The organism is Nitrosospira briensis (assembly GCF_900115125.1).
Taxonomy (GTDB): Bacteria; Pseudomonadota; Gammaproteobacteria; order Burkholderiales; family Nitrosomonadaceae; genus Nitrosospira; species Nitrosospira briensis_A.
This window is the reverse complement of record NZ_FOVJ01000002.1, coordinates 422,337-446,431: the sequence shown is the minus strand read 5'-3', so window position 1 is coordinate 446,431 and position 24,095 is coordinate 422,337. Positions and strand designations below refer to the sequence as shown.

Here is a 24,095-nt window from a genome sequence, read left to right as displayed (position 1 = left end):
ACGTGCCTGTCTTTTCACGATTTCGCGCGCCATTGATCACGCCTCTAGGGCAAAGAACTGTTGCCGTATGTATAATGATTTCCGGCGTAAAAATACTTGAAACCCGTTATCCGGTCCTGACGCGGAAACCCAGTCGAGGCCACCAATGACTGGCCTGTTTTTCCATCGTCTATCGGCTGCCGACACCGTGCCGCTGTTTGCCCCAGGCCGATCGTTATTTTACCTCAAAAAGCAGAATCTCATGCTCGTCCATCCCCAGTTCGACCCCATCGCCATCCATCTGGGACCTCTCGCAGTCCGATGGTATGGGCTCATGTATCTCATCGGCTTTGCGTTATTCATACTGCTGGGACGCTATCGCATCAAGCAAAATCCGCAAGGGGCATTTACCATCAGCATGCTTGATGACATGCTGTTTTATGGCGTCTTGGGCGTGATATTGGGCGGGCGTCTGGGTCATGTGGTATTTTATCAGTTCGGCTACTATCTCCAGCACCCACTGGAAATTTTTGCAGTTTGGCAGGGCGGAATGTCGTTCCACGGCGGTTTTCTTGGCGTGATAAGCGCGATGGCGCTGCTTGCCCGAAAATATAAGTTGCCGTGGCTGGCCGTAACCGATTTTATCGCGCCGCTGGTACCGCTGGGCCTGGGCGCGGGCCGCATCGGTAATTTCATCAACGCGGAGCTATGGGGACGTCCCACAGATGTGTCCTGGGGTATGGTTTTTCCTGACGTGGATAGCCTGGCGCGGCACCCTTCCCAACTCTACGAGTTCGCATTGGAAGGATTGGCTTTTTTTGCGTTGATGTGGATCTATTCCGCGAAACCGAGGCCGGTCGGGGCAGTCTCCGGCATGTTCCTTATCGGTTACGGCGTATTCCGGTCGGTCGCGGAATTTTTTCGCGAGCCCGAGGATGGCTTTATGGGCGTGTTGACATTGGGTATCAGCATGGGTCAATGGTTGTCGCTGCCGATGATTGCAGCGGGGCTAATCATGATAGCCTGGGCTAACCGCACTCAGGCTACTCTATATAAACCAGATAAACCAGAAGCGCCACATCAGCGGACCGGGCCGGTGGCCACCGGCAAGCGAACCCGTCATCGCAGGTAGGATACTGATTAATGTCCTTGCGCCATTCCTACACTGTTATCGCCCCGCTTTACGATGCTCTGCTCGCCGGTGCGGGGACCGGTGTACGTTCAACAAGTCTCGCACAACTGCCACAACAGGGCGATCTTCATATCCTCATCAGTGGTATCGGCTCCGGGCTGGATTTACCCTACCTTGCGCCCTGTCACCGTTATACCGGGCTGGACCTTACCCGGGCCATGCTAAACCGCGTCACGCCCCGCATCGGCAAGCTCCGGGTGGATCTGGTCCAGGGCGACAGCATGTCTGTGCCGTTTGCGGACGAATGCTTTGATCACGTGGTGTTGCATCTGATCCTCGCGATCGTTCCCGATGCGCGCGGCTGTTTGCGAGAAACTGCGCGCGTCCTGAAACCGGGTGGCACCGTGCTGATACTCGACAAGTTTCTCAGGCCGGGCGAAACCGCGTGGCTGAGGCGAACCCTGAATCTTTTGACGCAGCATGTCGTGACAAGATTGGATGTGGTGTTTGAAGACGTGCTGGCGAGCACCCCGCAATTGAAAGTGGAAGCGGATATGCCCGTGCTGACGGGAGGATGGTTTCGTAGTATCCGCTTGCTGAAGGGCTGATCCGGATGAAGAATGGAAGTAGAATACCTTGCCCGGCTTACTCGACCTGCCCGGCGCCGAAACTGCCCAGATATTCGACGTGGACCCCATGCACTGCATTGCCGTTTTCGCTATCACCGCTGTACTCGCTGCCTCCCCTGCTCGGGCACTCAACGTGAAAATCCCCGGGCCAGATTGGACGGAGGCTCATCGCAGCAGTGAGCTTGTCATCTTCACGAAGGACGTGAAAGAAGGCCGCAGAATTATAGCGGTTTCCGAGATAAAGGCTCCTGCGGAGACTGTTTTCAACGTTCTGGGCGATTTTGAGCACTACCCGGATTTCATGCCGTACGTAAAAGAATCGCGAGTGCTCAGTCGCAGGGGGAGCAGCGAGGTTGTCACTTATGCGCGTGTTGCACCGCCATTCGTGAGTGAGCGGGATTACCCGCTCAAGGTCAGGATGACCCGGGGCATACCGAGGAATGGCGGCGTATTCAGGATAGACTGGACGGCGCTTCCGGGGGCCTGGCCGGAGATCGAGGGCGTGGTACGGGTCAAGCTGAGCGAGGGTTCGTGGCTGGTTGAACCTCTTCACAGAGGCAAGCGCACGCGCCTCACCTACACGCTGCTGACCAACGCGGGTGGGCTGATTCCCGGTTTTGTCGTCAATCTGTCGAATACGATTGCGATACCCGAACTCTTTGAAGCCGTGAAAAAACGTTCTATCGAGAAGACAGCCGAGAAGTAAATAGCTGCATCAAATGGGCTTCATAATTACTGCCTAGGTGAATTGATGCGACTTGCATGGGGCATTATTGAAAGTGTTTGAGCTGAAGACTTTTGTTCTTTTCCTGGCGACGGCAGTTTCTGAAATCGTTGGGTGCTACCTGCCTTATCTCTGGCTCAAACAGGGCCAGAGCATATGGCTTCTTGTGCCGGCCGCTGGCAGCCTTGCATTGTTTGCATGGCTGCTCACGCTCCATCCGTCCGCTGCCGGCCGGACCTATGCCGCGTACGGAGGGGTCTATATTTTTGTAGCGGTACTCTGGCTCTGGGCTATTGAAGGTATTCGGCCTACGGCCTGGGATGTGACGGGCTCTCTGGTGGCGCTCGCGGGCATGGCCATTATCATGTTTGGGCCAAGACATGCATAGCAGCCCAGTGTGACTACCGGTTTAAGAAAGTGAAGCGTGATACTGTTTGGTTGACGGCTACGCCCCAAGCCGTACAATCATCAAACGCTGCTTCCTGGGTTTTTATGCGATGAACACGGGCGCACAGTCCTTCTAGCGGAAATCCGGAAGTCTCCAAGCTATTTGTCGTCGATCCTAAAGTTTTGGGGTAAAGACGATCGATCAGAAGCATGAGACATGGGAGAAAGATAGATGATCATGAAAACAGGCGCTGCGGTATCAGTTCTTCTTCTTGTTGGCTGTTCAGCGATTTCAACGACGCCGGAAGGAAAATCCGTTGAACTCGTAACGGAAAAGCCGCCCGGCAATTGCAAGCCGCTCGGAGATGTCGTGGGCTCACAGGGCAACTGGTTTACGGGCGATTACACATCAAACAAAAATCTCCTCATCGGGGCCAGAAACGACCTGCGGAACAAGGCGGCTGAGATGGGCGGAAACTATGTCTGGGTGCAAGACTCCAGTAATACCAACGCATGGGGCAGCAAAGGGACCTCGAACACAACCGTTCTTGGCGTTGTCTATCGTTGTGAGTAGTTAAGGATTCGAGTTCCGGATATCCCTTGTTGCGTTTTCAGAATCATATGTCGAGGGTTGGAACATGCCCAGCAAGGTCTACTACAACAGCGCTTGCCCGGTTTGTAATGCGGGCATCAAGGATCAGCGCCAGCGTATGGAGGCGTGCGGCATCAGGGACATCGAGTGGGTTGATGTGCACGAAAACCCTGAGGCCGTGCGGGAGGTGGGCGCGTCATTGGAGCAGGTTCGGGAGCGGCTGTATGTCAAAGACCCGGATGGGCGGCTCAATGTCGGAGCCGACGCTTTCACTCGGTTATGGTCACAAACGCCTGGTCAGCGCTGGCTGGCAAAACTGTTTCAGTTGCCCGTTCTAAGATCATTTGCGCAAACGGCATACAATGTCTTTGCCCGCCTGCTCTACCGTTGGAACCGTGCCAAGCGACATTGGTAAGGCCGGTGCTTATTCTTCCGGGTTGAAAATGACATGAATTTCATCACTCCAAACGTGACCCGGAATCAAGTTGAAGCCGAAGAATCTCAAGCAGTTCCTCGCCGTAACTCTCCAGTTTACGTGTACCGATACCGGTTATCTGGCTCAGTCCACTTTCTGTCTGCGGGTGCCTGCGCACTAATTCCGCCAGTGTCGCATCATGAAATACGACATAAGCAGGAACGCCGTGCTGCTTCGCCACGTCAGCGCGCCACGCGCGCAGGCGCACCCACAATGCCTGAGCCGCTGGATCAAGCGCGGCGGACCTGTCTTCACACGCGCTCCCGGTCCTGGCCGAAGTCTTTTTACGTTCAGGCTGCAGACGCAGAGGCACTGCTTGACTCCCATTCAGCACGGCGCGGCTGGCGGCGGTGAGGTGTAGCGAACCATGGCCCTCGACATCCGCAGCAAGCAAGCCGAGTGCCGCCAATTGCCGGAACACGGCCCGCCATGTCTTTTCGTCCAGTTCCTTGCCGATACCGAAGGTGCTGACCTTGTCGTGACCCCACTGCGTTACCCGCCCGGTCTCATTGCCGCGGAGCACGTCGATCAGGTGCCCGGCGCCGAAGCGCTGGTCTGTGCGGAATACGCAAGATAACGCCTTTTGCGCCGCCACCGTGCCGTCCCACACTTGCGGTGGATTGAGACAGACGTCGCAATTGCCGCATGCGCTGCTGGTCGACGACTCGCCGAAATAGCCAAGCAGGCGCACGCGGCGGCAGGTGGTCGACTCGCACAACGCCAGCAGCGCTTCGAGCTTGGCCGAGGCTACACGTTTAAACTGCGGCTCTGCCTCCGAACTTTCGATCATGCGCCGCTGCTGGACTACATCTCCCAAGCCGTACGCCATCCAGGCAGTAGCTGCCTGGCCATCGCGTCCAGCCCGACCGGTTTCCTGGTAGTAGCCTTCCACGCTTTTGGGCAGGTCGAGATGAGCGACAAAGCGAACGTCCGGCTTGTCTATGCCCATGCCGAATGCAATGGTGGCGACCATCACAACTCCATCCACGCGCAGAAATTGTTCCTGATTGCGGCTGCGGTCTGGCGCGCCCATGCCCGCATGGTATGCAAGCGCGCGTATGCCCTTCCCGACCAGCCATGCCGCTGTTTCCTCGACTTTCCTGCGCGAGAGGCAATAGACGATACCGGCGTCGCCGTCATGCTCAGCACGGATGAAATCAAGCAATTGGGCCCTGCCATTCACTTTGTCCACAATCTGATAGCGAATATTGGGACGATCGAAGCTGGAAATGAATATGCGGGCGCCGTTGAGGCCGAGCCGTTCCACGATTTCCTCGCGTGTCACGTTATCCGCCGTTGCGGTCAGGGCGATGCGTGGCACGTTCGGAAAGCGCTTATGCAGAATCGAAAGCTGGATGTACTCCGGGCGGAAGTCGTGCCCCCACTGCGACACGCAATGCGCCTCATCAATGGCGAACAGCGAGAGATGCGTACGAGAGAGCAGATCAAGGAAGCGGGACGTTAACAGCCGCTCCGGAGCTACATATATCAGATTGTGCATTCCGGTGAGCATGCCGCGCTCAACCGCTGCCGCTTCCGCTTGCGTCATCGAAGAATTGAGGAATGCCGCGCGCACCCCCGCTTCATGCAAAGCCGCTACCTGATCCTGCATTAACGCAATCAGCGGCGAAACCACTACCGCAACGCCGTCGCGCAATAATGCGGGGATCTGGTAACACAACGATTTGCCCCCGCCGGTTGGCATCAGCACAAGGCAGTCCCCACCCCCGGCAATATGCGTAATTACCTCGGCTTGAAGCCCGCGAAAAGCGGGGTAACCGAAAATGTCTTTGAGAATGGCGAGCGCGCGCGACGGCGTGTCGGAGGAAGCTTCGGAAACCCGGGATTCCTGCTGTGTCTGCATGTCAGCCTATCAATTTCCAGCCCAGGCTTTCCCCCGCCCGCAATGGAACCAGCGTTTCACCTCCAAATTCAAGTTCCGTCGCTGCCTTCCAGCTTTCTTTCTTCAGCGTAATACTGTCCCTGTTACGCGGCAACCGGTAGAAATCCGCGCCATGAAAGCTGGCGAAAGCTTCCAGTTTATCCAGCGCGCCCACCTGTTCAAAGACTTCCGCATAAAGTTCGATCGCCGCGTGAGCGGTATAGATGCCTGCGCAGCCGCAGGCGCTTTCCTTTGTGGAACGGGAATGAGGTGCGCTATCTGTTCCGAGGAAAAATTTTGGGCTGCCGCTGGTGGCGGCCGCGACAAGTTTTCGCCGATGAGTTTCACGCTTCAGCACAGGAAGACAATAATGGTGCGGGTGGATGCCGCCCTGAAACAGGGCATTGCGGTTGAGCAGCATATGATGAACGGTGATGGTGGCGGCAATATGGTTCGAGGCAGAGGTGACGAAATCCACTGCCTCTGACGTAGTGATATGTTCGAACACCACGCGCAAACGCGGAAACCGTTGTGTTACCGGGACCAGTACTCGCTCCAGGAAAATCTTTTCCTTGTCGAACACATCCACTTCCGGGTCGGTCACCTCGCCATGCACCAGTAGCGGCATGCCTGTCTCTTCCATTGTCGCTAGCGTTCCGTAGCATCTTGCAATATCGCTTACTCCCGCGGCGGAGTTTGTCGTCGCGCCGGCGGGATAATATTTCACCCCATGTATCGCGCCACTGTTCTTCGCCAGGATAATTTCCGTGCTTGTCGTGTTATCGGTAAGATAGAGCGTCATCAGCGGCTCGAACTGCGTGCCGGGCGGAAGGGCGGCCAGGATTCGGTCATGGTAGGCGAGCGCCATTTCCGTTGTCACCACAGCCGGCCTGAGGTTGGGCATGACAATGGCACGGGCAAAGCGTCGCACGGTATCGGGCAGCACCGCGCGCATCTGCTCGCCATCCCGAAGATGAAGATGACAATCGTCTGGTCGTGTAAGAGTGAGGGTCGGGATTAGGCTCAAGATAATCCCTGAAAATCGCTTCTCTTATTTGTGCGGCGTGAAAACAGCATGAATTTCCTCTTCTTTGCCTGACGCCGGATTCGGTCCACGCCGGCAATGAAAGGTGTACCTTGCTCGCCACGGAAGGAGAGCCTTCCGTTACGACTTTTGCACGCTAGCGCGCGTAAATAACGAGCACTCCCCAAAGATGGGACGGAACACCGGGACTTAAACCCGGGTTTTGTCGGCTGGTTCGGGCAGTTTAGTCTGATATGTGGCCCATCAGCGTCTCGCTGGTATGCGCAGCCTTTTCTGCAATTAGCTCAGTAGCGGCAGCAACCTGTCCCCAGGTATTCCAAAGCAGGACACCGCGGACACGGCCGTCCCGTAAATAATAAATTACGCCTTTGCGGAAAGGTTCTTTCCAGTCTTCGATAATATCAAGACTGGAATCCAGTTCTCCCACTGCTTCATAGCCCAGGTCAAACAGGTCGGAATAAAAGAAGGGTTGGTGATGATATGGCTCCGACTCGCCGGCCATGTTCCTGCCCGCCGTTTCTCCCATGATGTTGGCGTTATCCTCATGCTCCACGCGAGTACGTTTTTCCAATATGTGGCTGTAGAAGTTTGCCACGTCGCCCGCAGCGTAGATGTCGGGATTGCTCGTACGCAGCAATTCGTCCACTACTATGCCGTTGTCAATAGCAAGCCCGGCCTGTGCGGCCAGATCCGTATTGGGGAGAATACCCAGCCCGGCCACAACGCCGTCGGCGGAAATTTCCGTGCCGTTTCCCGTTGTCACGATTGTTTTGGCGCCTTCGGTCCGCAGGGATTTAACCGTTTCGGACGCAAGCACAGTGACACCCTTTTCGCGGTAATATGAACTCAGGAATTCAACAAGAGGTGGCGGATAAACCCGTGAGCTGATTCCGTTCTCCGGAAAGATCATTGTGACCCGTTTGTCGTTCATTGCAAGCGCAGCGGCGATTTCGGAACCGATGAAGCCCCCGCCGATAACGACAAAGTCCGAACCGTGCTCACTCAGTTCGCGCAATTTGCGGTAGTCGTCAGCGGTTCTGTAGTAGATTATGCTTCCGTCAAAACCGGGAAAACGCCGCACGATGCCGCCCGTGGCAAGCAATAGCTTTTCGTAGGTGTAGACGTTTCCCGCGTCATCGGTAGCAGTCTTCCTTGCCGGATCAAGCGCCACCACTTTTTTGCCCAGGTGAATGGCAACGTTCAGTCCGTGCTCATCGCGCCATATGGATTGGTAGGGCGCGCCCTTCCACAGTGATTTGGTAAGGGGGGGGCGATCATATGGCCGGTGCTGCTCCTCACAGATCATGGCGATGGCGCCGTCCGGATCGACCTTGCGGATGCCGTGAACAGCGGAATCGGCGGTAATTCCACCGCCCACAATAAGATATTTATGATGTTTCATGATGGTTTCCTATGTAGACGCCTAAAGCGCATTAAAAATTGACCAAGTTATAATATTCCGATCTTTCCGATATCGAATTATGGCAAAGGGTGTTGCGCCACATCGCGGAACTCTGACAGATGGGACCTATCCAATAGGTTGGAAACCTCATGAAAACCCTGTCTCGATTTTTGAAGACTGCCTGATGCTTCACGAATGGGTGAGTTGCATGCGGCGAATTTCGCGGCTGATTGATGCAACAGCACCCAATTCATCCTTATTCAACTAGGCTGATGCCAGTATATAATGGGTTCCCCTATAAATTCAAAGCTAAGGCTGGGCATGGCCCGTAAATTTCGACAATGAATGACACGAAAACTGAGCCGGGAACGTCCGCAATTGATATTTGCGTGCAAAATGCGCGCGAGATACTGGCTTCACAGCTCCCGCAGATTAAAGACAAAGGATATGATTTTGCGCCGCTGTTCAGGCAAATGACCATTCAGCTTTATCTGATCGGTGTGATGTGGCGCAAGGGCGAGAGCCTCGGTTTGCCAATCAACGCACGTGATCATGCTTTTGACGCACTTCAATCGATGCTGATCAGCGATGGCATGAAAAAGAAGCAGGCTGAACAGCGAATAGAATTCCTGAAAAAAATGTCTCTGGTGGAAGGCGGCGCCGACACACTGGCCGTAGCCATGGGTTACGACGCAGAGGTGAATGACGATAGCATGATCAGGCTCTTTGATGAATATCGGGATGAAACACGCGTCTCCGGCGCATTATGGCGGCTCTTCGAACGTGGCAAGAAGATTATGGCGATAGGTGGTGCGGTGGCTGCCTTTTTGACAATCTGGCTTACTACGATATTCATCCCGAAAAGCGAGGGGATCGATATATTGGCGGCAGGATTGATGGCTGCAGCCCTGGTTGTCATTCCCACGTTCTTGATCGGATTGCTGATTTATCGAGTCAAGATCAAGAAGCCAAACCAGCCGGCTTCCCCCCCGTCCTGATTCAGAGGCATGCCGGCATCACATCGCAGTGCGCGCCGACTGTCGCGTGCTTGCAGTTGTTCGCAATAACACGCAATAAAACTGCCGGGCGTGAAAGCTGCGGGGGGACAAAGTATAATTGTTCGTCTACTCACCCACTCACCTATATTGTAGATCGAGCACATGGTCCTAAACCCGGCAGTTGACCGCTTATTTTTCAATTTAGCGTTATGATCCACAGAGGCTTTTTGTATCCCTTGGCCTTCACCTTTCTGGTGAGTTCGCTACGAGGCGGATTGAACGGTTTTTGCGGCACATGGCTGCGTTGCAACTCCATGGAATGGAATGACCATTCCGCGTCGTTGCGCCTTGCCCTGCACCCCAAAAACCGCACACTCCACCCCGTCCAACTGCCGGATTTAGGATAATGAGCGCCAAAATCATGGATGGGAATGCGTTTGCCCGAGAGGTGCGGGCGGAGTGGAAGATCCGCGCCATGCGTTTGACGGCAAAAGGCATGCAGCCCGGATTGGCGGTAGTCATTGCGGGGGATAATCCGGCTTCAAGTATTTACGTCCGAAACAAGGCCAAGGCCAGCAGCGACACGGGAATTTATTCCGAAATACATGAGTTCCCGGCAAGCGCGAGCCAGGACGAGGTGATACGTCGTATCCAGGAACTGAACAGGAATCCGGCAATTCATGGCATTCTGGTACAGCTGCCCCTGCCGCCGCACTTTGACAGCAATACAGTAATTGCATCAGTCGCGGTGGAAAAGGACGTGGATGGTTTTCATTTGTATAACATTGGTGCGCTTGTTACCGGCAATACCATTTTTCCACCTTGCACCCCTCAGGGGATAATGAAAATGCTGGAAAGGTATGATATTCCGATCGAGGGGCAGCATGCGGTAGTAGTAGGCCGCAGCAACATCGTGGGCAAGCCGATGGCGCTGATGCTGTTGCAAAAGGGTGCGACTGTCACCATCTGCACGTCCAGGACCCGCAACCTCGCAGAACACACGAGCCGGGCTGACATCCTGGTGGTTGCCACCGGAAAACCGCGTATGATTACTGCCGGCATGGTAAAACCCGGAGCGGCGGTGATAGACGTTGGCATCAATCGCTTGCCCGACGGCAAGCTTACGGGTGACGTCGATTTCGAGTCAGTCAAGGAAAAAGCGGCTTACATCACGCCTGTGCCGGGCGGTGTAGGCCCAATGACAATCGCCATGTTGCTGTGTAATACAATCGAGGCCGCGGAACGCGCGCATTCCGGGTTTAGCAGCGTTTAGCCGAGCTGCGCCGCCGGGCAATACGGCGAACCATATTGCCGGCTGAGACCTACCGGCAAACCAACAATTTCGAGATGAAATATGGAACCCATACCCGACATAGATCCACCAGAAACGCAGGAGTGGCTGGAGGCGCTGGACTCCGTGCTAACGCACGAAGGAACCGAGCGGGCGCACTACCTGCTGGAGCGGCTGGTGGAAAAAGCCCGCCGTTCAGGCGCATACCTTCCTTACAGCGCCACCACTGCGTATATCAATACCATTCCACCGGGGAAGGAAGACCGGTCGCCTGGCAATCATGCTCTGGAGCATCGCATTCGTTCCTACGTCCGCTGGAATTCCATGGCGATGGTGCTGCGCGCCAACAAGAATTCCAATGTCGGCGGGCATATTGCCAGCTTCGCGTCCGCCGCTACCCTCTATGACGTCGGCTACAATCATTTCTGGCATGCAGCCTCGGAAAGTCACGGTGGGGATCTGGTATTCGCACAGGGGCACTCTTCCCCCGGCCTTTATGCCTACGCCTTTCTGCTGGGAGAGTTGACGGAGGACCAGCTCAATAATTTTCGTCGCGAGGTTGGGGGCAAGGGGCTTTCCTCTTATCCGCATCCCTGGCTAATGCCGGATTTCTGGCAGTTCCCGACGGTATCGATGGGTTTGGGACCGTTGATGGCGATCTACCAGGCCCGTTTCATGAAATATCTGGACAGCCGCGGATTGGTCAAGACGCAGGGGCGCAAAGTCTGGGCATTCATGGGCGACGGGGAAATGGACGAGCCGGAATCGATGGGCGCTATTTCGCTGGCCACACGGGAGAATCTGGACAATCTGATTTTTGTCATCAACTGCAACCTTCAGCGCCTGGACGGACCCGTGCGAGGAAATGGGAAGATCATCCAGGAACTCGAAGCCGCTTTTCGCGGCGCGGGCTGGAACGTCATCAAGGTGATCTGGGGTTCGTATTGGGACCCGCTATTTGCAAAGGACACCAAAGGCCTGCTGCAGCAACGCATGATGGAATGCGTTGATGGAGAATACCAGACCTTCAAGTCGAGAGACGGCGCCTATGTTCGTGAACACTTCTTCGGAAAATATCCGGAGCTGCTGGAGATGGTCGCCAGCATGTCCGACGATGACATATGGCGTTTGAATCGCGGTGGTCACGATCCGCACAAAGTCTATGCGGCATATGCCGCAGCGGTACGGCATACCGGGCAGCCGACCGTGATTCTCGCGAAGACAATCAAGGGATACGGGATGGGGGAAGCAGGCGAGGCGCAGAACATTACCCACCAGCAAAAGAAAATGGGCACCACTTCGCTGAAAGCATTTCGCGACCGCTTTGCATTGCCAATTTCCGACGACACGATAGACGACATACCGTATCTGACATTTGACAAGGATTCCCCCGAAGCCATCTATATGCACCAGCAGCGGCAGGCGCTGGGAGGCTTTATTCATCATCGCCAGCGCAAGGCTGACGCGCTCCAGATACCGCCGTTGTCCGCGTTCGATACGCTGCTCAAGGCCAGCGGCGAAGGGCGGGAATCATCCACCACCATGGCTTTCGTACGCATACTCAATATTCTGGTAAAAGACAAGAACATCGGTAAAAGGGTGGTGCCGATCGTTGCGGACGAATCGCGTACTTTCGGCATGGAGGGAATGTTCCGGCAATTAGGTATCTGGTCTTCGACGGGACAGCTCTATACGCCACAGGATGCTGATCAATTGATGTATTACAAGGAAGACAAGAACGGGCAGATTCTTCAAGAGGGCATCAATGAGGCGGGGGCCATGTCATCGTGGATGGCGGCGGCAACTGCCTATAGTACGCATGGTGTGCAAATGATCCCGTTTTATATTTTTTACTCGATGTTCGGCTTTCAAAGGGTAGGTGATCTGGCCTGGGCAGCGGGGGACATGCGTTGCCGGGGATTTTTGCTCGGAGGAACCGCGGGCCGCACGACGCTGAACGGAGAGGGCCTGCAGCATGAGGATGGTCACAGCCACCTGGCTGCCTCGACCATTCCCAATTGCATATCCTACGATCCTACGTTTGCCTACGAACTGGCTGTCATTATCCGGGATGGCCTCCGCCGAATGTATGAGGTGCAGGAGGACGTTTATTACTATATAACCGTGATGAACGAAAACTATTCACATCCGGAAATGCCGGCAAACGCGGAACAGGGTATATTGAAAGGCATGTATCTGTTCCGCGAGGGCAGCGAGGCAGGAGAGAAGAGTTCGGGATTGCAGGCTCAATTGCTCGGTTCCGGCACCATTCTGCGCGAAGTCATCGCAGCGGCGGAGATACTGAAAAAGGAATACGGCGTTGCTGCCGATATCTGGAGCGTCACCAGCTTTACCGAGCTGAGGCGCGAGGCATTGGACGCAGTGCGCTGGAACATGCTCCATCCCGCTGAACCGGCCCGATTGTCCTATGTTGGCGCGTGTCTCAAGGATCGGAAAGGGCCCGTGGTGGCCGCCACCGACTATATGAAAATTTTTGCGGACCAGATACGCGAATTTGTCCCGGGACGGTACAAGGTATTGGGCACGGACGGTTTCGGACGCTCCGATACGCGTGAACGCCTACGTCAGTTCTTTGAAGTCGATCGCTACTACATTACCGTGGCGACGCTCAAAGCGCTTGCCGACGAAGGCGAAATAACGGCGGAAAAGGTGACGGAAGCGATAAGCAGGTTCGGCATCGATCCCGGCAAGCCAAATCCGGTGATGGTATGAAGGTGAGACGGCACAAGTGAGACGTAAAAATGCTGGCTGCTTTGTACACCCAGTGCACGGATTCAGATAGCGGAGCCACGCTTTGCTCATCTTAAGCAGGGGCTCGCCGCAGACAAGGTAGAGCAAGATGCGGGAGCGGGCCACGCAGATCGAACGAATGGTACGCCAGGGGGCGAGAACGAAGCCAATGCGGTATTCCGTTTTCGCAGGGGATCATGTAAAAACGAGTGAAGGAAGAGGCGTGGCAGAGACTAAACAGGTATTGATTCCCGATATTGGCGATTTTACAGACGTTCCCGTGATAGAAGTACTGGTGAAACCTGGCGATTCTATCGAGATGGAAGATCCGGTAATCGTGCTGGAATCGGATAAGGCAACAATAGAAGTGCCTTCTCCCTTTGCAGGGGTCGTCAAAAACGTATCTGTGCAAGTGGGCGATAAGGTTTCCGAAGGCACGCCGGTTTTGTCGATGGAAGTTTCTGAAACGGATAAAAGCGCGCCTGACTCTCAGTCAGCGCCGGTTCCGGCCCCGACTCCCAGGCCGAACCCCCAACCAGCCCCGCCACCAGCCCCGCAATCGGCCCCGCAGCCCGTTCCCCAACCAAAACCCTCCGCACAGCCCGCCGGCGGGGGCGCATACGTCCCTCCTCCAATAGATGAGGCGACTTTCGCAAAGGCTCACGCAAGCCCTTCAGCGAGGCGATTCGCGCGTGAACTGGGTGTGAATCTGGGCCTGGTGAAGGGCAGCGGTCCGAAGCAACGCATACTCAAGGAAGACATACAGGCCTACGTCAAAGCCGAGTTATCCCGGCCGCGCGGCAATGGGCCGGAACTCAATTTGCTGCCTTGGCCCCAGGTCGATTTCGCGAAATTCGGTCCAGTCGAAATAAAACCGCTATCGCGCATCAAAAAGATATCCGGGGCGAATTTGCATCGTAACTGGGTAATGATTCCGCATGTGACCCAATTCGATGAGGCTGATATTACCGAACTGGAAGCCTTGCGCAAGGAGTCCAACGAGGTGGCAAAAGAAGAAGGCGTGAAAGTCACGATACTCGCGTTTCTGATGCGAGCATCGATATCAGCGTTAAAAAAGTTTCCCGAATTCAATGCTTCTCTCGACCGCGATGGCGAAGAAATGAATCTGGTGGTCAAGAACTACTACCACCTCGGTTTTGCAGCGGATACGCCACATGGATTGGTGGTGCCCGTCATTCGCAACGTCGATCAAAAAGGCGTGATTGCAATCGCCAGCGAGATGGCTCATTTTGCCGCACTTGCCCGCGAGGGCAAGTTGAAACCTGCCGACATGCAAGGAGCAAGCTTTACGATATCCAGCCTGGGGGGCATCGGCGGTACTGCGTTTACCCCTATCATCAATGCGCCTGAAGTGGCCATTCTGGGCGTCTCCCGCGCCAGCATGAAGCCTGTCTACCGAGATGGGCAATTTGTTCCCCGTCTGATGCTGCCCTTATCCCTGTCCTATGATCATCGCGTGATCGACGGCGCAACCGCGGCTCGCTTCACGTCTCACTTGGTAGAGGTGCTGGGCGACCTGCGCCGGGTATTGTTGTAAAAAAAAGCTCTTTGCAATGAATATGAGGACACGTAAAATTTTCCGCCACAGACGAGTGTGGCCTTGGTCAGACGATGCATAGCCCCGAACTCTCCCTTATTGGTATTTTTGGCGGCACCTTCGATCCTGTTCACTATGGTCATTTGCGGGTAGCTGAAGAAATTGCCGAAATGACTGGTTTGCGGGAAATGCGTTTTATTCCCGCCGCTCGTCCTCGTTTGCGCCGCGCTCCCATGGCATCGCTACAGCACCGGGTAGCGATGATTCGTTTAGCGATTCAAGGCAACTCCGGATTTATTCTGGATGAGCGCGAAGTCCAGCGCGACGGGATAAGTTATACGGTGGAATCGTTGCGTGAACTCAAACAGGAACTGGGAGACGACGTCATACTATGCTTCATTACAGGAGCAGACGCTTTCATGAAACTAGCCGAATGGCACAGTTGGCGTGAACTTTTCAAGCTATCCCACTTCATCATTGCGGCCCGTCCAGGTCATGCGTTGGCAACCTATCGCGATGCCCTGCCGCGTGAGTTAAAAGAGGAATGCGCGTCTCGCTGGGTTTCGGATGGGAATAGCCTCAAACAGGCCTCCAGTGGATTGATTTTTATCGCTCCAACGACTTTGCTGGATATTTCGGCGACTGTTATTCGTGTACGGGTTGCCGCCAGGCAGAGCATTCGTTATCTGACTCCCGACGCCATACTCGACTATATTGCAGCAAATTACCTATATTCGGAAAAAGGATGACGCTTGCCAAGCTGGTCAAAACGATAGTTGCCGCATTGGAAGAAATCAAGGCACGCGACGTCGAAGTGCTGGATGTGCGAAAAATAACAACATTATTCGATCGCATGATTATCGCCAGTGGGGAGTCTACCCGCCAGACAAGAGCGATCGCGAACAACGTCGCGGAGAAGGTCAAAGCTGCTGGAGGCGCCGTTTACGGTATTGAAGGTGAGCAAACCGGCGAATGGATACTGGTGGATCTGGGCGATGTGCTGGTCCATGTCATGCAGACCGCTGTACGCGCGCATTACAATCTTGAGGAATTGTGGGCGGAGGCAAAGAATATAAAAAAAATGTCTGCGGTGGCAAAGACGATCGAGACTGGCGCAAAAGCACCTGCTCAGCAACCCCGGGAGCAGCCTGGTGAACCACAAGTTGAGTCGCCCGTCGAGCCACCTGCCGAGCCACCTGCTGTCAGACGCCGCAGGGCTTCCGCTCGGACGGCCTCCACGGTCAGGAAAAATAAAATTGGCAGGTCCGGACCGGACGAGGCTTGAACAGCTTAACGCATGAAATTCATCGTTTGCGCGGTCGGGCACAAAATGCCGGAGTGGGTTGCAACCGGTTTTCAGGAATATGTGAAGCGGATGCCCCGTGCGGCTACGATTGAACTGCTTGAAATAAAACCCGAAAAACGCGGTACCGGTAAAAAACCGGAACAGTTGCTGGCAGCAGAAAGCATCCGTATCAGGACCGTGTTGCCGGCACGGTGCCGTCTGGTGGCGATGGACGAGCACGGTAAACAATGGACTACCGCCAAGTTCGCTGATTCCATTACCGGATGGATGAAGGACGGAGGTGATACCGTTTTCGTCATCGGGGGAGCAGATGGACTGGACGCCAATATCAAGAATTCGGCTGACGAGATACTGGCGTTATCCGCTTTGACACTTCCGCATGGTTTAGCGCGAATACTGCTTGCGGAACAACTATACCGCGCCGTGTCACTTATCAAGGGCCATCCCTATCACCGGGCATAACGGCGAGCGCAAGGCAATAGCCCTCCCGGCATATGAATGACGGCTTTACATCGATTGTGAGCGCATGCATATAAAAAAAAGCTCCTGGCACACACATGACTCCAACTGAAAATCGCATTTACCTTGCGTCCCGCAGCCCGCGCCGGCGGGATTTATTGAAGCAGATCGGCGTGAATTTCGGAACGTTGTTGCTGCGCGAAGCTGTACCCAGGGTGGCGGATATGGATGAAGCCTCCTTGCCGGATGAGGCGCCGCCGGACTACGCACAACGCATTGCGCAAGGAAAAGCCGAGATTGGGCGCGCCCGGCTTGCAGAGCGCAGACTGCCCGACCTTCCCGTATTGGCAGCCGACACTATAGTTGTGTTGGGAGGGCGTATTTTCGGTAAACCCGAAAATTCAGAGCACGCGAAAGAGATGCTGCGCGCACTTTCCGGCGAGACCCACCAGGTATTCACTGCAGTGGCGATGTCTGCACAAAACGGGATGCGGGTGTCCCTATCCAGGTCCTCGGTGCGATTCCGCAACATCAGCGAACAGGAGATTTGTAACTACCTCGCTTATGGCGAATCGCAGGACAAGGCGGGAGCTTATGCGATTCAGGGGATGGCGGCAGTTTTCATTGCGGAGATTTCGGGCAGCTATAGCGGCGTAATGGGGCTGCCCTTATTCGAAACGGCGCAAATGCTGGAAGAGTCCGGAATAAAAATATTTCACCGGCCTTGTAACAATTCTTAACAGATCTTTTATGAACAGCGAGATTCTCGTCAACATCACCCCGCAGGAAACACGCGTTGCCGTAGTCGAGCAAGGCGCGGTGCAAGAGCTTCATATCGAGCGCACCAGCAGTTGCGGCATTGTCGGCAACCTGTACAATGGCCGCGTTACGCGCGTGCTGCCGGGAATGCAGTCGGCCTTCGTGGACATCGGCCTGGATCGTGCTGCGTTCCTGCATCTTGCCGACATTTGGCGGTTACGCCAGGGTGAGGATGCGGGCAAGCCCATCGAGAGATTGCTGCACGAAGGAAAAAATATCCTCGTTCAGGTTATCAAGGATTCCATTGGCGCGAAGGGAGCGCGACTGTCTACTCAAGTGAGTATCGCAGGCAGGCTGCTGGTTTATCTTCCCCAGGTATCTCATATCGGTATTTCCCAGCGTATCGAGGATGAGACCGAGCGAAAGTTGTTGCGCGAAAAACTGACGCATCTGCTGCCGCCTGATGAAAAAGGCGGCTTCATCATCCGTACCATGGCCGAAGCCGCGAGCGAGCAGGATTTGCAAGCGGATATCGAATATCTGCACAAGCTGTGGTACGACATCAGAGAAAAATTCTCCACATCTCAGCCTGGGCTGCTGTATCAGGACCTGAACCTTAGCTATCGAGTGCTGCGAGATTTCATAAACGACGAAACAACGCGTATTCTCGTGGATTCTCGCGAGACCTATCAGAAGATGCTTGCATTTGCTCAAGTGTATATGGCCAATGTGATGGGCCGAATAGATCATTACGCCGGAGAGCGGCCATTATTCGATCTTTATGGAGTGGAAGACGAAATCGAAAAATCCCTGGCGAGACGGGTGAACCTGAAATCCGGCGGATATCTGATAATTGATCAGACCGAGGCGCTTACTACCATCGATGTCAATACGGGCGGATTCATCGGGATACGCAGCTTTGACGATACCATTTTCAAAACCAATCTCGAAGCGGCTCAGGTCATAGCCCGCCAGTTGCGTCTGCGAAATCTGGGCGGCATAATCATTGTCGACTTTATCGACATGGAGAGCACGGAACACAAAAATGCCGTTCTCACGGAATTCAAGAAATCATTGATGAGAGACCGGACACACATGACCTTGAATGGTTTCACTGCACTCGGGCTGGTGGAAATGACGCGTAAGCGGACGCGGGAGAGCCTGGCGCACATCCTGTGCGAGACGTGTCCCACCTGTCAGGGCCGCAGCAAGGTGCGAACCGCACAGACGATGTGTTATGAGATCCTGCGCGAGTTATTGCGGGAGTCCCGTCAATTCGACGCGCGGGAATTTCGCATTCTGGCCTCGCAACAGGTTATTGATCTATTCCTTGATGAAGAATCCCAAAGCCTCGCGCAACTCGCGGATTTCATCGCCAAGCCCATCAGCCTTCAGGTGGAGGCAACTTATACGCAGGAGCAATACGACGTTATTCTGATGTAGCAGATGCGGATGTGCGAGCGGTCAACCACCTGATTCAGGTTCAATTACTACGTTCGGTTTTCAGGCTCAGGTCTCCGGTTCCAGTCCCGCTACAGGTACGATTTTCTGTACTTCCGGCCCTTCCAGATGCGTGAATTCCTCGCTGTCCTCATAGGCAAGATGCGTTGTGCCGGTGGCTCTTATCAGCTTGCCCGCGACGAGACCGGTTATGAAGGCAAACGTTACGCTGAAGGCAATGCCGATGAATTGAGCGGCGGCTATGCCGGGAACCACCAGGATGGCAATCAACGCGCCCAGCAGTCCGGGCATTCCATGCAAATTGTGGACCCCGCAGGTATCAACGATCTTGAAACGTTCTTCCAGCGCCGGCTGGATAAATACAAACCCGATTACGCTTACAGCCCCGGCCAACAGACCAATCGCGAACGCGCCGGTCGGAGACACGATATTGCATGTCGACCCTATGGCGACCCCTCCAGCCAGAGCCGCATTCGCCATATCGACCATGGATGTCTTGCCCTTGTGAAAGTAAGTGCTCAAAAAATAAGTACTGATGGTTGCTCCGCACAGTGCGAGCACCGTATTGACCACTGTTTGCGGCATCTCTTCGAAAGGAACGATGGCTGTAGCGAAACTCGGCCAGAAAAGCCACAACACCATCGATCCCAGCATTGCAAAACGATCGGAAGTGGCGTCCGATTCGATTGGTTGCTCCCGCTGCGCCGCCGTTGTAAGCGCAAGGGAGAGCCCCAGGCCGAAATAGGCGCCGAAGGCGTGGATGATGACCGAACCGGCAGTATCCTGATAGCCTTCCGTCAAGCCCATTCCGTTGTCCAGCACCAGCCATTCATTCATTAGATATGCGGGAACCAGAAAGAGCGCCAGTAACGCGTATTGAAAAACCCGCAGACGTCCAAGTACGGCACCCATGGCAATCAATGCGGCAGCCACGGCGAATTCGGCAAAAAGCAGCGCCTTGACTGTATTGGCGGGAATTTCGTGAGCAAAGACACCGTTCGCTCGCAGCAGCATGTAGAGAGGAAGGCCAACAGCCACTACCAGATATGTGCCGGTTGTGGCGCCGAATCCGTATCTTCTGACAAATACCATGAGGAAACCAAAGCCTACCAGCAACATGGCGAGGATGTGGATCACATAATTGTACTGAGCCACTTGCCGCGCCTCGCTCAGTTCGGGAGCAACGCCGCTGACGCTGGCCCAGGCATCGAAAGACAGGAGAAACAGGTTAGTTACACCAAACAGCATCAAGCAGAGACTTTTGTTCATTTGATTCGTCCCCCATCTTTAGAGTTATTGGGTACCCACGCAGAGTGTGAACCTCGATAGCCTTAAATACAATAGGGGTATATCAAATAAATCATCATCGGAAAGACACACAACTTATTGGTGTAAAAGGAGTGCCGCTATGGGTTAGCGAGACCCGACGATTGCCGGGTACGGGGATAGCTGCAATGGGCGCGATGCCGGAAGGCAATGAGCGGTATTTTTCCGATTCACTTTCTACAAAAATATCTTTATTCCTGCTTAATACCTCTTTCAACGTCCTCTGCAATGGTACGATAAAGCGACCGGAAGACGCTCCGCATGTTGTCGATAATGCTGGTGACGTTCATTACGGAAGGAACGCGTTCTCCGCGGTGCTCGACCGCCTTGCCGATCACTTGAAGCTTGACGCCCAGTTTACTAAAATGCGCCACTTGGCGTCGTTCCGTCAACACGAATAAGGTGTCGATCCCGTTCAGACGCGCCAATTCCGTGGTGCCAAGATACAGGCCGATCGGAATGAATGGAAAGCGCGGTTGCTTTGGAGTGCCAAAATCTTCGCGCGAGATGCCAATGGCGCTATTTGCTTCGCCTTTACGCCTGCGATAGCGGGATATGACCGCGAGGCGGGATACTTCAGCTATACGATGGCGCGGCAGCAGCGCGGGATCAATGATAGACCGGTCAAGAGTGGCCGCACAGGTTGTTTCGAAAGGCAAGGGGTAGCCCGGATTCTCGGGTCGAGGGCAGACGATGCGGGTGCAGCCCACGAATTCGTTTGTCTTCACGCTGCGCATCAGCAGATGTAGCGAGTACGGATCATGCTCGTCGATTTCCCGCCTGTCCGGTTGCACCGATTCGAATTCCAGGTCTTCACAATAAACCTGATGCCGTACCCGATAGACTTCATCCTTTAGTTCCCTGGAGTAAGCGGGTACGATTTCAAAGTATTGTTTGAAGGCGCTGCCAAGATTAAAAATTTCGGGTAAGAACATAGCGGTTTCCTGCGGTACTTTTAGACTAACTGGCGGAATTATCTCTCGGAGGGATAAGCCAGGGGATCGAATGATGGGTATCGGCCTGATTGATCCGAGGCATTTCTTAATATATTTACGGCCACGGATACGATTATCTGAAGCAGAAATGCTGTTCTTAGAAGGGGAACGCTATTTTTGATTACGAAGTTGCCTTTTCCCGCAATATTGGCTGGGTTACGGAAAAGGAGCAGGCGATCCTGCGCCGGAAGCGGGTCGCCATTGCAGGCATGGGAGGTGTTGGTGGCGGCCATTTGCTCACCTTGGCGAGGCTGGGAATTGGAGCGTTCAACATTGCCGATTTCGATACTTTTGAACTCGCAAATTTCAATAGGCAAGCAGGTGCTGCGGTATCGTCCCTCGGCAGGCCCAAAGTCCAGATGCTGGCCGAGATGGCATGGGATATCAATCCGGGGCTAAACATTCGGCAGTTTTCCGAAGGTATTACGCTTTCCAACCTGGATGATTTTCTAAAGGATGTCGATATTTATGTAGACGGACTCGACTTCTTTGCCATTGCCATTCGACGCGCGGTTTTTGCTGCATGCTTTCGTTTGGGCATTCCTGCTGTTACTGCTGCGCCACTGGGCATGGGGGCGGCTGTGCTGGTGTTTCTGCCCGGGGGGATGTCTTTTGAACAGTATTTTTGCCTGGAAGGATGCGACGAGGAGGAGATGGCGATTCGCTTCCTGCTCGGGCTCTCCCCGGCGATGCTGCAGCGCGGCTATCTTGCGGATCCTAGCCGGGTAAATTTCGAGGAGAGGCGAAGTCCCTCAACCATTGCAGCATGCCAAATGTGTGCCGGACTCGCGGCTGTCGACGTTTTAAAGATCCTGCTCGACCGGGGTAAAACGATTTCTGCTCCACGAGGCTATCATTTTGATGCTTACTGCAATCGGTTCGTGAAAACCTGGCGGCCGGGCGGTAATCGAAATATTTTGCAGCGTATCAGTTTGTGGATCGCTCGCAGGCAACTCGCGCGTATAAAAGCCGGAAAAGACCTTACATGAGCGACGAGCTAGGTATTGCGGGGATTACGGGCGGGAGCAGGGCCGGGCGTTGTCGCCATCGCTGAAGACTTATCCCCCAAAGACTGCAAATATCTCAGGTAGGCCCAATACCCTTGAAATATATGTTGCTCGCTTAGAAGCTTCTCCCGAGCAAAGATTTCATGTACTTTTGGCAAGTTGATCCATGCAATCCCTGGGTAGAAGTGATGGTAAGCGTGAAATGTAAAATTGAGATTGGGCAATAAAAGTTTTTCCCACCATTTTTGTATAATGAGTGGCGAGGACTCGATGACGCTGGCACCGGGCAAATTGTATACATGTTCGCTTACCGCCCCGAGTCGCACGATAAGCGGAAAAACAGTAAGCAAGGGCAACACCCAGTACATCAGAAAGATGCTCCATGCACCCGTGTAAGTCAATAATGCGCCCACCAGAAGATAAAACACGGGCCGAGTCCATTTTGGGGAAGGACGGGGGCGCCCGAAAAAATTCGTGTTTTCGTGGCGCTTTCCTTTCAAAAGTTTTATGAAACTCAAGCCCGTCACATCACTTATCAAAAGTCTGGCAAGATGTGAATGGGACATCGGAAAGGTCCAATCCACACCCGCCTTACGTAAATGATCCGGATCTTTTTCAGTGAAGTAAAATTTGTGATGCGACAGGTGTACCTTTGCATAACTTTCCACCGTGACACCGAATAATGGATAAGCCACCAACAGATCTGCGATCAAATCGCCATAGCGCCCACGTAACCCAAGAAAATGCACCTGCTCATGCACCAATAGAGCAAAGATATTAAACCTCGTCGCGACTATAATTATGGCGAGGACACTCATCCAGACGCTATCGACATGAGTGGCAAGGGTAATCGTTGCGATAATTACGGCCCAGGCACCGAATGCCTGCCATAGGAATGCCTGTGGTCTGGCCCCGTTGAGATCAAGTATCTCCGCACGCGCGTGATCAGACAAACTATTTTTATCGCCGAGCAGTGCCGGCGGAAGGGATTTTGGTCGGTTCATGGATTGGGGGAACTGATAGGGTCCTTCCCCGGATCACAATTCAATCTGCAAGGAAGCATTACCCGATAAACCGGCTGCTGACTTCGTTGGACCGAGTGTTCCGGAAAAATAACCTTTCACACTATAAACGAGACATTGCATATAACCCTCCTCTGGTAATGCCACGGCTCGTTACTGCTCCAGTTTTTTCAAGTAATCCTTAGTGAAGATCTTGTCTGGCAGGTCTCGTAACTTCATGCCAGAATATTCCAGTACGGACACCTCATCCTTATGGAGCGCATCTTCCATAACCAGGCGGGTCGGACGCAACTTTCCTAGAGTCATCTCGAAATTTTCATAGCGGCTGGTTTTAAGCAGCCGGTTGGATAGCGAGTAGAACTCCGCACGGTATGGCCAGAAATTAGATTGCCGTACCCAGAATAAGACCTTATGATACGTGACGCTTCGGTCAACGCCGAGAAGCTCCAGTACCCAGTATTTCTCGCCATCGATGACCTCGGTACGTAAAATAGTAGGTGTGTAATCGCCGGTAAAGTTCGCACGTGCCAGGTCGCCGTTGGCAACTTGACCCGTAAGCCGTTGCGACAATGATAGGCGTATGGGTTGCGAAACGCTAGGCATGAATATCCACAGATCGCGTCCTTTCATCAGTAGAATCTGGCCCCTCTCTGACGCAGGCTCGGTAGTCATCACCACGCTGTTTTCATTGCCTTTGGATAAGACGCGGAACTTGTGCATGTCGACAGGCTGGTCAGGTGCAGTGGTATTGATATTGACATCGACCTGGAAGCTCTCCCGGGGGAAGCGTATCTGGTCGGATTTTTCCAATATATCTCGAGCTAATTCCGCGTCGTCCGATCGGGCGGACGCCACCGCAACAAACAGGCAAATCATAGTAAAAAGGTATTGCGAAAATTTTTGCATTTTGGCTCC

General features: G+C 54.1%; 23 protein-coding genes. 16 read left to right on the top strand and 7 right to left on the bottom strand.

Annotation, left to right across the window (positions count from 1 at the left end):
* The first annotated feature begins 241 nt into the window (after positions 1-241).
* From lgt to BMZ14_RS07335, 6 genes are all read left to right on the top strand, one after another.
* Positions 242-1,111: a prolipoprotein diacylglyceryl transferase gene (gene lgt, locus BMZ14_RS07360; protein ID WP_074796564.1), complete on the top strand. Its 870-nt coding sequence runs from the start codon at positions 242-244 to the stop codon at positions 1,109-1,111.
* An 11-nt stretch (positions 1,112-1,122) separates the two neighbouring features.
* Positions 1,123-1,719, top strand: coding sequence for a class I SAM-dependent methyltransferase (locus BMZ14_RS07355; protein ID WP_074796233.1), 597 nt, complete (start codon positions 1,123-1,125; stop codon positions 1,717-1,719).
* Between the two features lie 28 nt (positions 1,720-1,747).
* Positions 1,748-2,446 (top strand): SRPBCC family protein, encoded by a 699-nt coding sequence (locus BMZ14_RS07350; protein WP_256208460.1) that lies wholly within the window; start codon positions 1,748-1,750, stop codon positions 2,444-2,446.
* A gap of 73 nt (positions 2,447-2,519) precedes the next feature.
* The gene (locus BMZ14_RS07345; RefSeq protein ID WP_074796561.1) at positions 2,520-2,852 is read left to right on the top strand and encodes a YnfA family protein; all 333 of its coding nucleotides are present in this window, start codon (positions 2,520-2,522) and stop codon (positions 2,850-2,852) included.
* A gap of 231 nt (positions 2,853-3,083) precedes the next feature.
* Positions 3,084-3,425 (top strand): DUF4156 domain-containing protein, encoded by a 342-nt coding sequence (locus BMZ14_RS07340; RefSeq protein ID WP_074796231.1) that lies wholly within the window; start codon positions 3,084-3,086, stop codon positions 3,423-3,425.
* Between the two features lie 64 nt (positions 3,426-3,489).
* On the top strand, positions 3,490-3,858 hold the full coding sequence (locus BMZ14_RS07335; protein WP_074796229.1) for a thiol-disulfide oxidoreductase DCC family protein: 369 nt from the start codon (positions 3,490-3,492) through the stop codon (positions 3,856-3,858).
* Positions 3,859-3,901: 43 nt separating this feature from the next.
* On the opposite strand, the gene recQ is transcribed toward BMZ14_RS07335, so the two are convergent.
* From recQ to BMZ14_RS07320, 3 genes are all read right to left on the bottom strand, one after another.
* Positions 3,902-5,782: a DNA helicase RecQ gene (recQ, locus tag BMZ14_RS07330; protein ID WP_074796227.1), complete on the bottom strand. Its 1,881-nt coding sequence runs from the start codon at positions 5,780-5,782 to the stop codon at positions 3,902-3,904.
* 1 nt (position 5,783) lies between these two features.
* Positions 5,784-6,818 carry a dihydroorotase gene (gene pyrC / locus BMZ14_RS07325; protein ID WP_074796559.1) on the bottom strand — a complete coding sequence of 345 codons (1,035 nt, stop codon included), beginning with the start codon at positions 6,816-6,818 and terminating at the stop codon, positions 5,784-5,786.
* A 250-nt stretch (positions 6,819-7,068) separates the two neighbouring features.
* The gene (locus BMZ14_RS07320; RefSeq protein ID WP_074796225.1) at positions 7,069-8,247 is read right to left on the bottom strand and encodes an NAD(P)/FAD-dependent oxidoreductase; all 1,179 of its coding nucleotides are present in this window, start codon (positions 8,245-8,247) and stop codon (positions 7,069-7,071) included.
* A 341-nt stretch (positions 8,248-8,588) separates the two neighbouring features.
* On the opposite strand from BMZ14_RS07320, the gene BMZ14_RS07315 reads away from it, so the two are divergent.
* The 9 genes from BMZ14_RS07315 to rng all read left to right on the top strand — a co-directional run bounded on the left by BMZ14_RS07315 (position 8,589) and on the right by rng (position 18,812).
* The gene (locus tag BMZ14_RS07315) at positions 8,589-9,245 is read left to right on the top strand and encodes a hypothetical protein (RefSeq protein ID WP_074796223.1); all 657 of its coding nucleotides are present in this window, start codon (positions 8,589-8,591) and stop codon (positions 9,243-9,245) included.
* A gap of 406 nt (positions 9,246-9,651) precedes the next feature.
* Positions 9,652-10,518, top strand: a complete 867-nt coding sequence (folD, locus tag BMZ14_RS07310) for a bifunctional methylenetetrahydrofolate dehydrogenase/methenyltetrahydrofolate cyclohydrolase FolD (protein WP_074796221.1) — start codon at positions 9,652-9,654, stop codon at positions 10,516-10,518.
* A gap of 81 nt (positions 10,519-10,599) precedes the next feature.
* Positions 10,600-13,269, top strand: coding sequence for a pyruvate dehydrogenase (acetyl-transferring), homodimeric type (aceE, locus tag BMZ14_RS07305; protein WP_074796219.1), 2,670 nt, complete (start codon positions 10,600-10,602; stop codon positions 13,267-13,269).
* Between the two features lie 241 nt (positions 13,270-13,510).
* A complete protein-coding gene (gene aceF, locus BMZ14_RS07300) occupies positions 13,511-14,845 on the top strand; it encodes a dihydrolipoyllysine-residue acetyltransferase (protein ID WP_074796558.1) in 1,335 nt (444 codons plus the stop codon).
* Positions 14,846-14,919: 74 nt separating this feature from the next.
* Positions 14,920-15,594, top strand: coding sequence for a nicotinate-nucleotide adenylyltransferase (gene nadD / locus BMZ14_RS07295; RefSeq protein ID WP_074796217.1), 675 nt, complete (start codon positions 14,920-14,922; stop codon positions 15,592-15,594).
* On the top strand, positions 15,591-16,130 hold the full coding sequence (rsfS, locus tag BMZ14_RS15435; RefSeq protein ID WP_083396701.1) for a ribosome silencing factor: 540 nt from the start codon (positions 15,591-15,593) through the stop codon (positions 16,128-16,130). The genes nadD and rsfS overlap by 4 nt, the downstream gene beginning before the upstream one ends.
* A 12-nt stretch (positions 16,131-16,142) precedes the next feature.
* Positions 16,143-16,613 carry a 23S rRNA (pseudouridine(1915)-N(3))-methyltransferase RlmH gene (gene rlmH / locus BMZ14_RS07285; RefSeq protein WP_074796215.1) on the top strand — a complete coding sequence of 157 codons (471 nt, stop codon included), beginning with the start codon at positions 16,143-16,145 and terminating at the stop codon, positions 16,611-16,613.
* Between the two features lie 95 nt (positions 16,614-16,708).
* On the top strand, positions 16,709-17,350 hold the full coding sequence (locus BMZ14_RS07280; protein WP_074796213.1) for a Maf family protein: 642 nt from the start codon (positions 16,709-16,711) through the stop codon (positions 17,348-17,350).
* Between the two features lie 10 nt (positions 17,351-17,360).
* Complete coding sequence (gene rng, locus BMZ14_RS07275; RefSeq protein WP_074796211.1) at positions 17,361-18,812, top strand: ribonuclease G; 1,452 nt, start codon at positions 17,361-17,363, stop codon at positions 18,810-18,812.
* 66 nt (positions 18,813-18,878) lie between these two features.
* On the opposite strand, the gene BMZ14_RS07270 is transcribed toward rng, so the two are convergent.
* Entirely contained in the window at positions 18,879-20,099 is a 1,221-nt protein-coding gene (locus tag BMZ14_RS07270) for an ammonium transporter (protein ID WP_074796209.1), read from the bottom strand.
* A 248-nt stretch (positions 20,100-20,347) separates the two neighbouring features.
* On the bottom strand, positions 20,348-21,091 hold the full coding sequence (locus tag BMZ14_RS07265; RefSeq protein WP_074796207.1) for a PEP-CTERM/exosortase system-associated acyltransferase: 744 nt from the start codon (positions 21,089-21,091) through the stop codon (positions 20,348-20,350).
* A gap of 173 nt (positions 21,092-21,264) precedes the next feature.
* On the opposite strand from BMZ14_RS07265, the gene BMZ14_RS07260 reads away from it, so the two are divergent.
* Positions 21,265-22,140, top strand: coding sequence for a ThiF family adenylyltransferase (locus BMZ14_RS07260; RefSeq protein WP_074796205.1), 876 nt, complete (start codon positions 21,265-21,267; stop codon positions 22,138-22,140).
* A gap of 8 nt (positions 22,141-22,148) precedes the next feature.
* Here the strand turns inward: BMZ14_RS07260 and BMZ14_RS07255 are convergent, their stop codons facing one another.
* Entirely contained in the window at positions 22,149-23,162 is a 1,014-nt protein-coding gene (locus tag BMZ14_RS07255) for a fatty acid desaturase (RefSeq protein ID WP_074796203.1), read from the bottom strand.
* Between the two features lie 171 nt (positions 23,163-23,333).
* On the bottom strand, positions 23,334-24,086 hold the full coding sequence (locus BMZ14_RS07250) for an outer membrane lipoprotein-sorting protein (protein ID WP_074796201.1): 753 nt from the start codon (positions 24,084-24,086) through the stop codon (positions 23,334-23,336).
* Between the last annotated feature and the right edge of the window lie 9 nt (positions 24,087-24,095).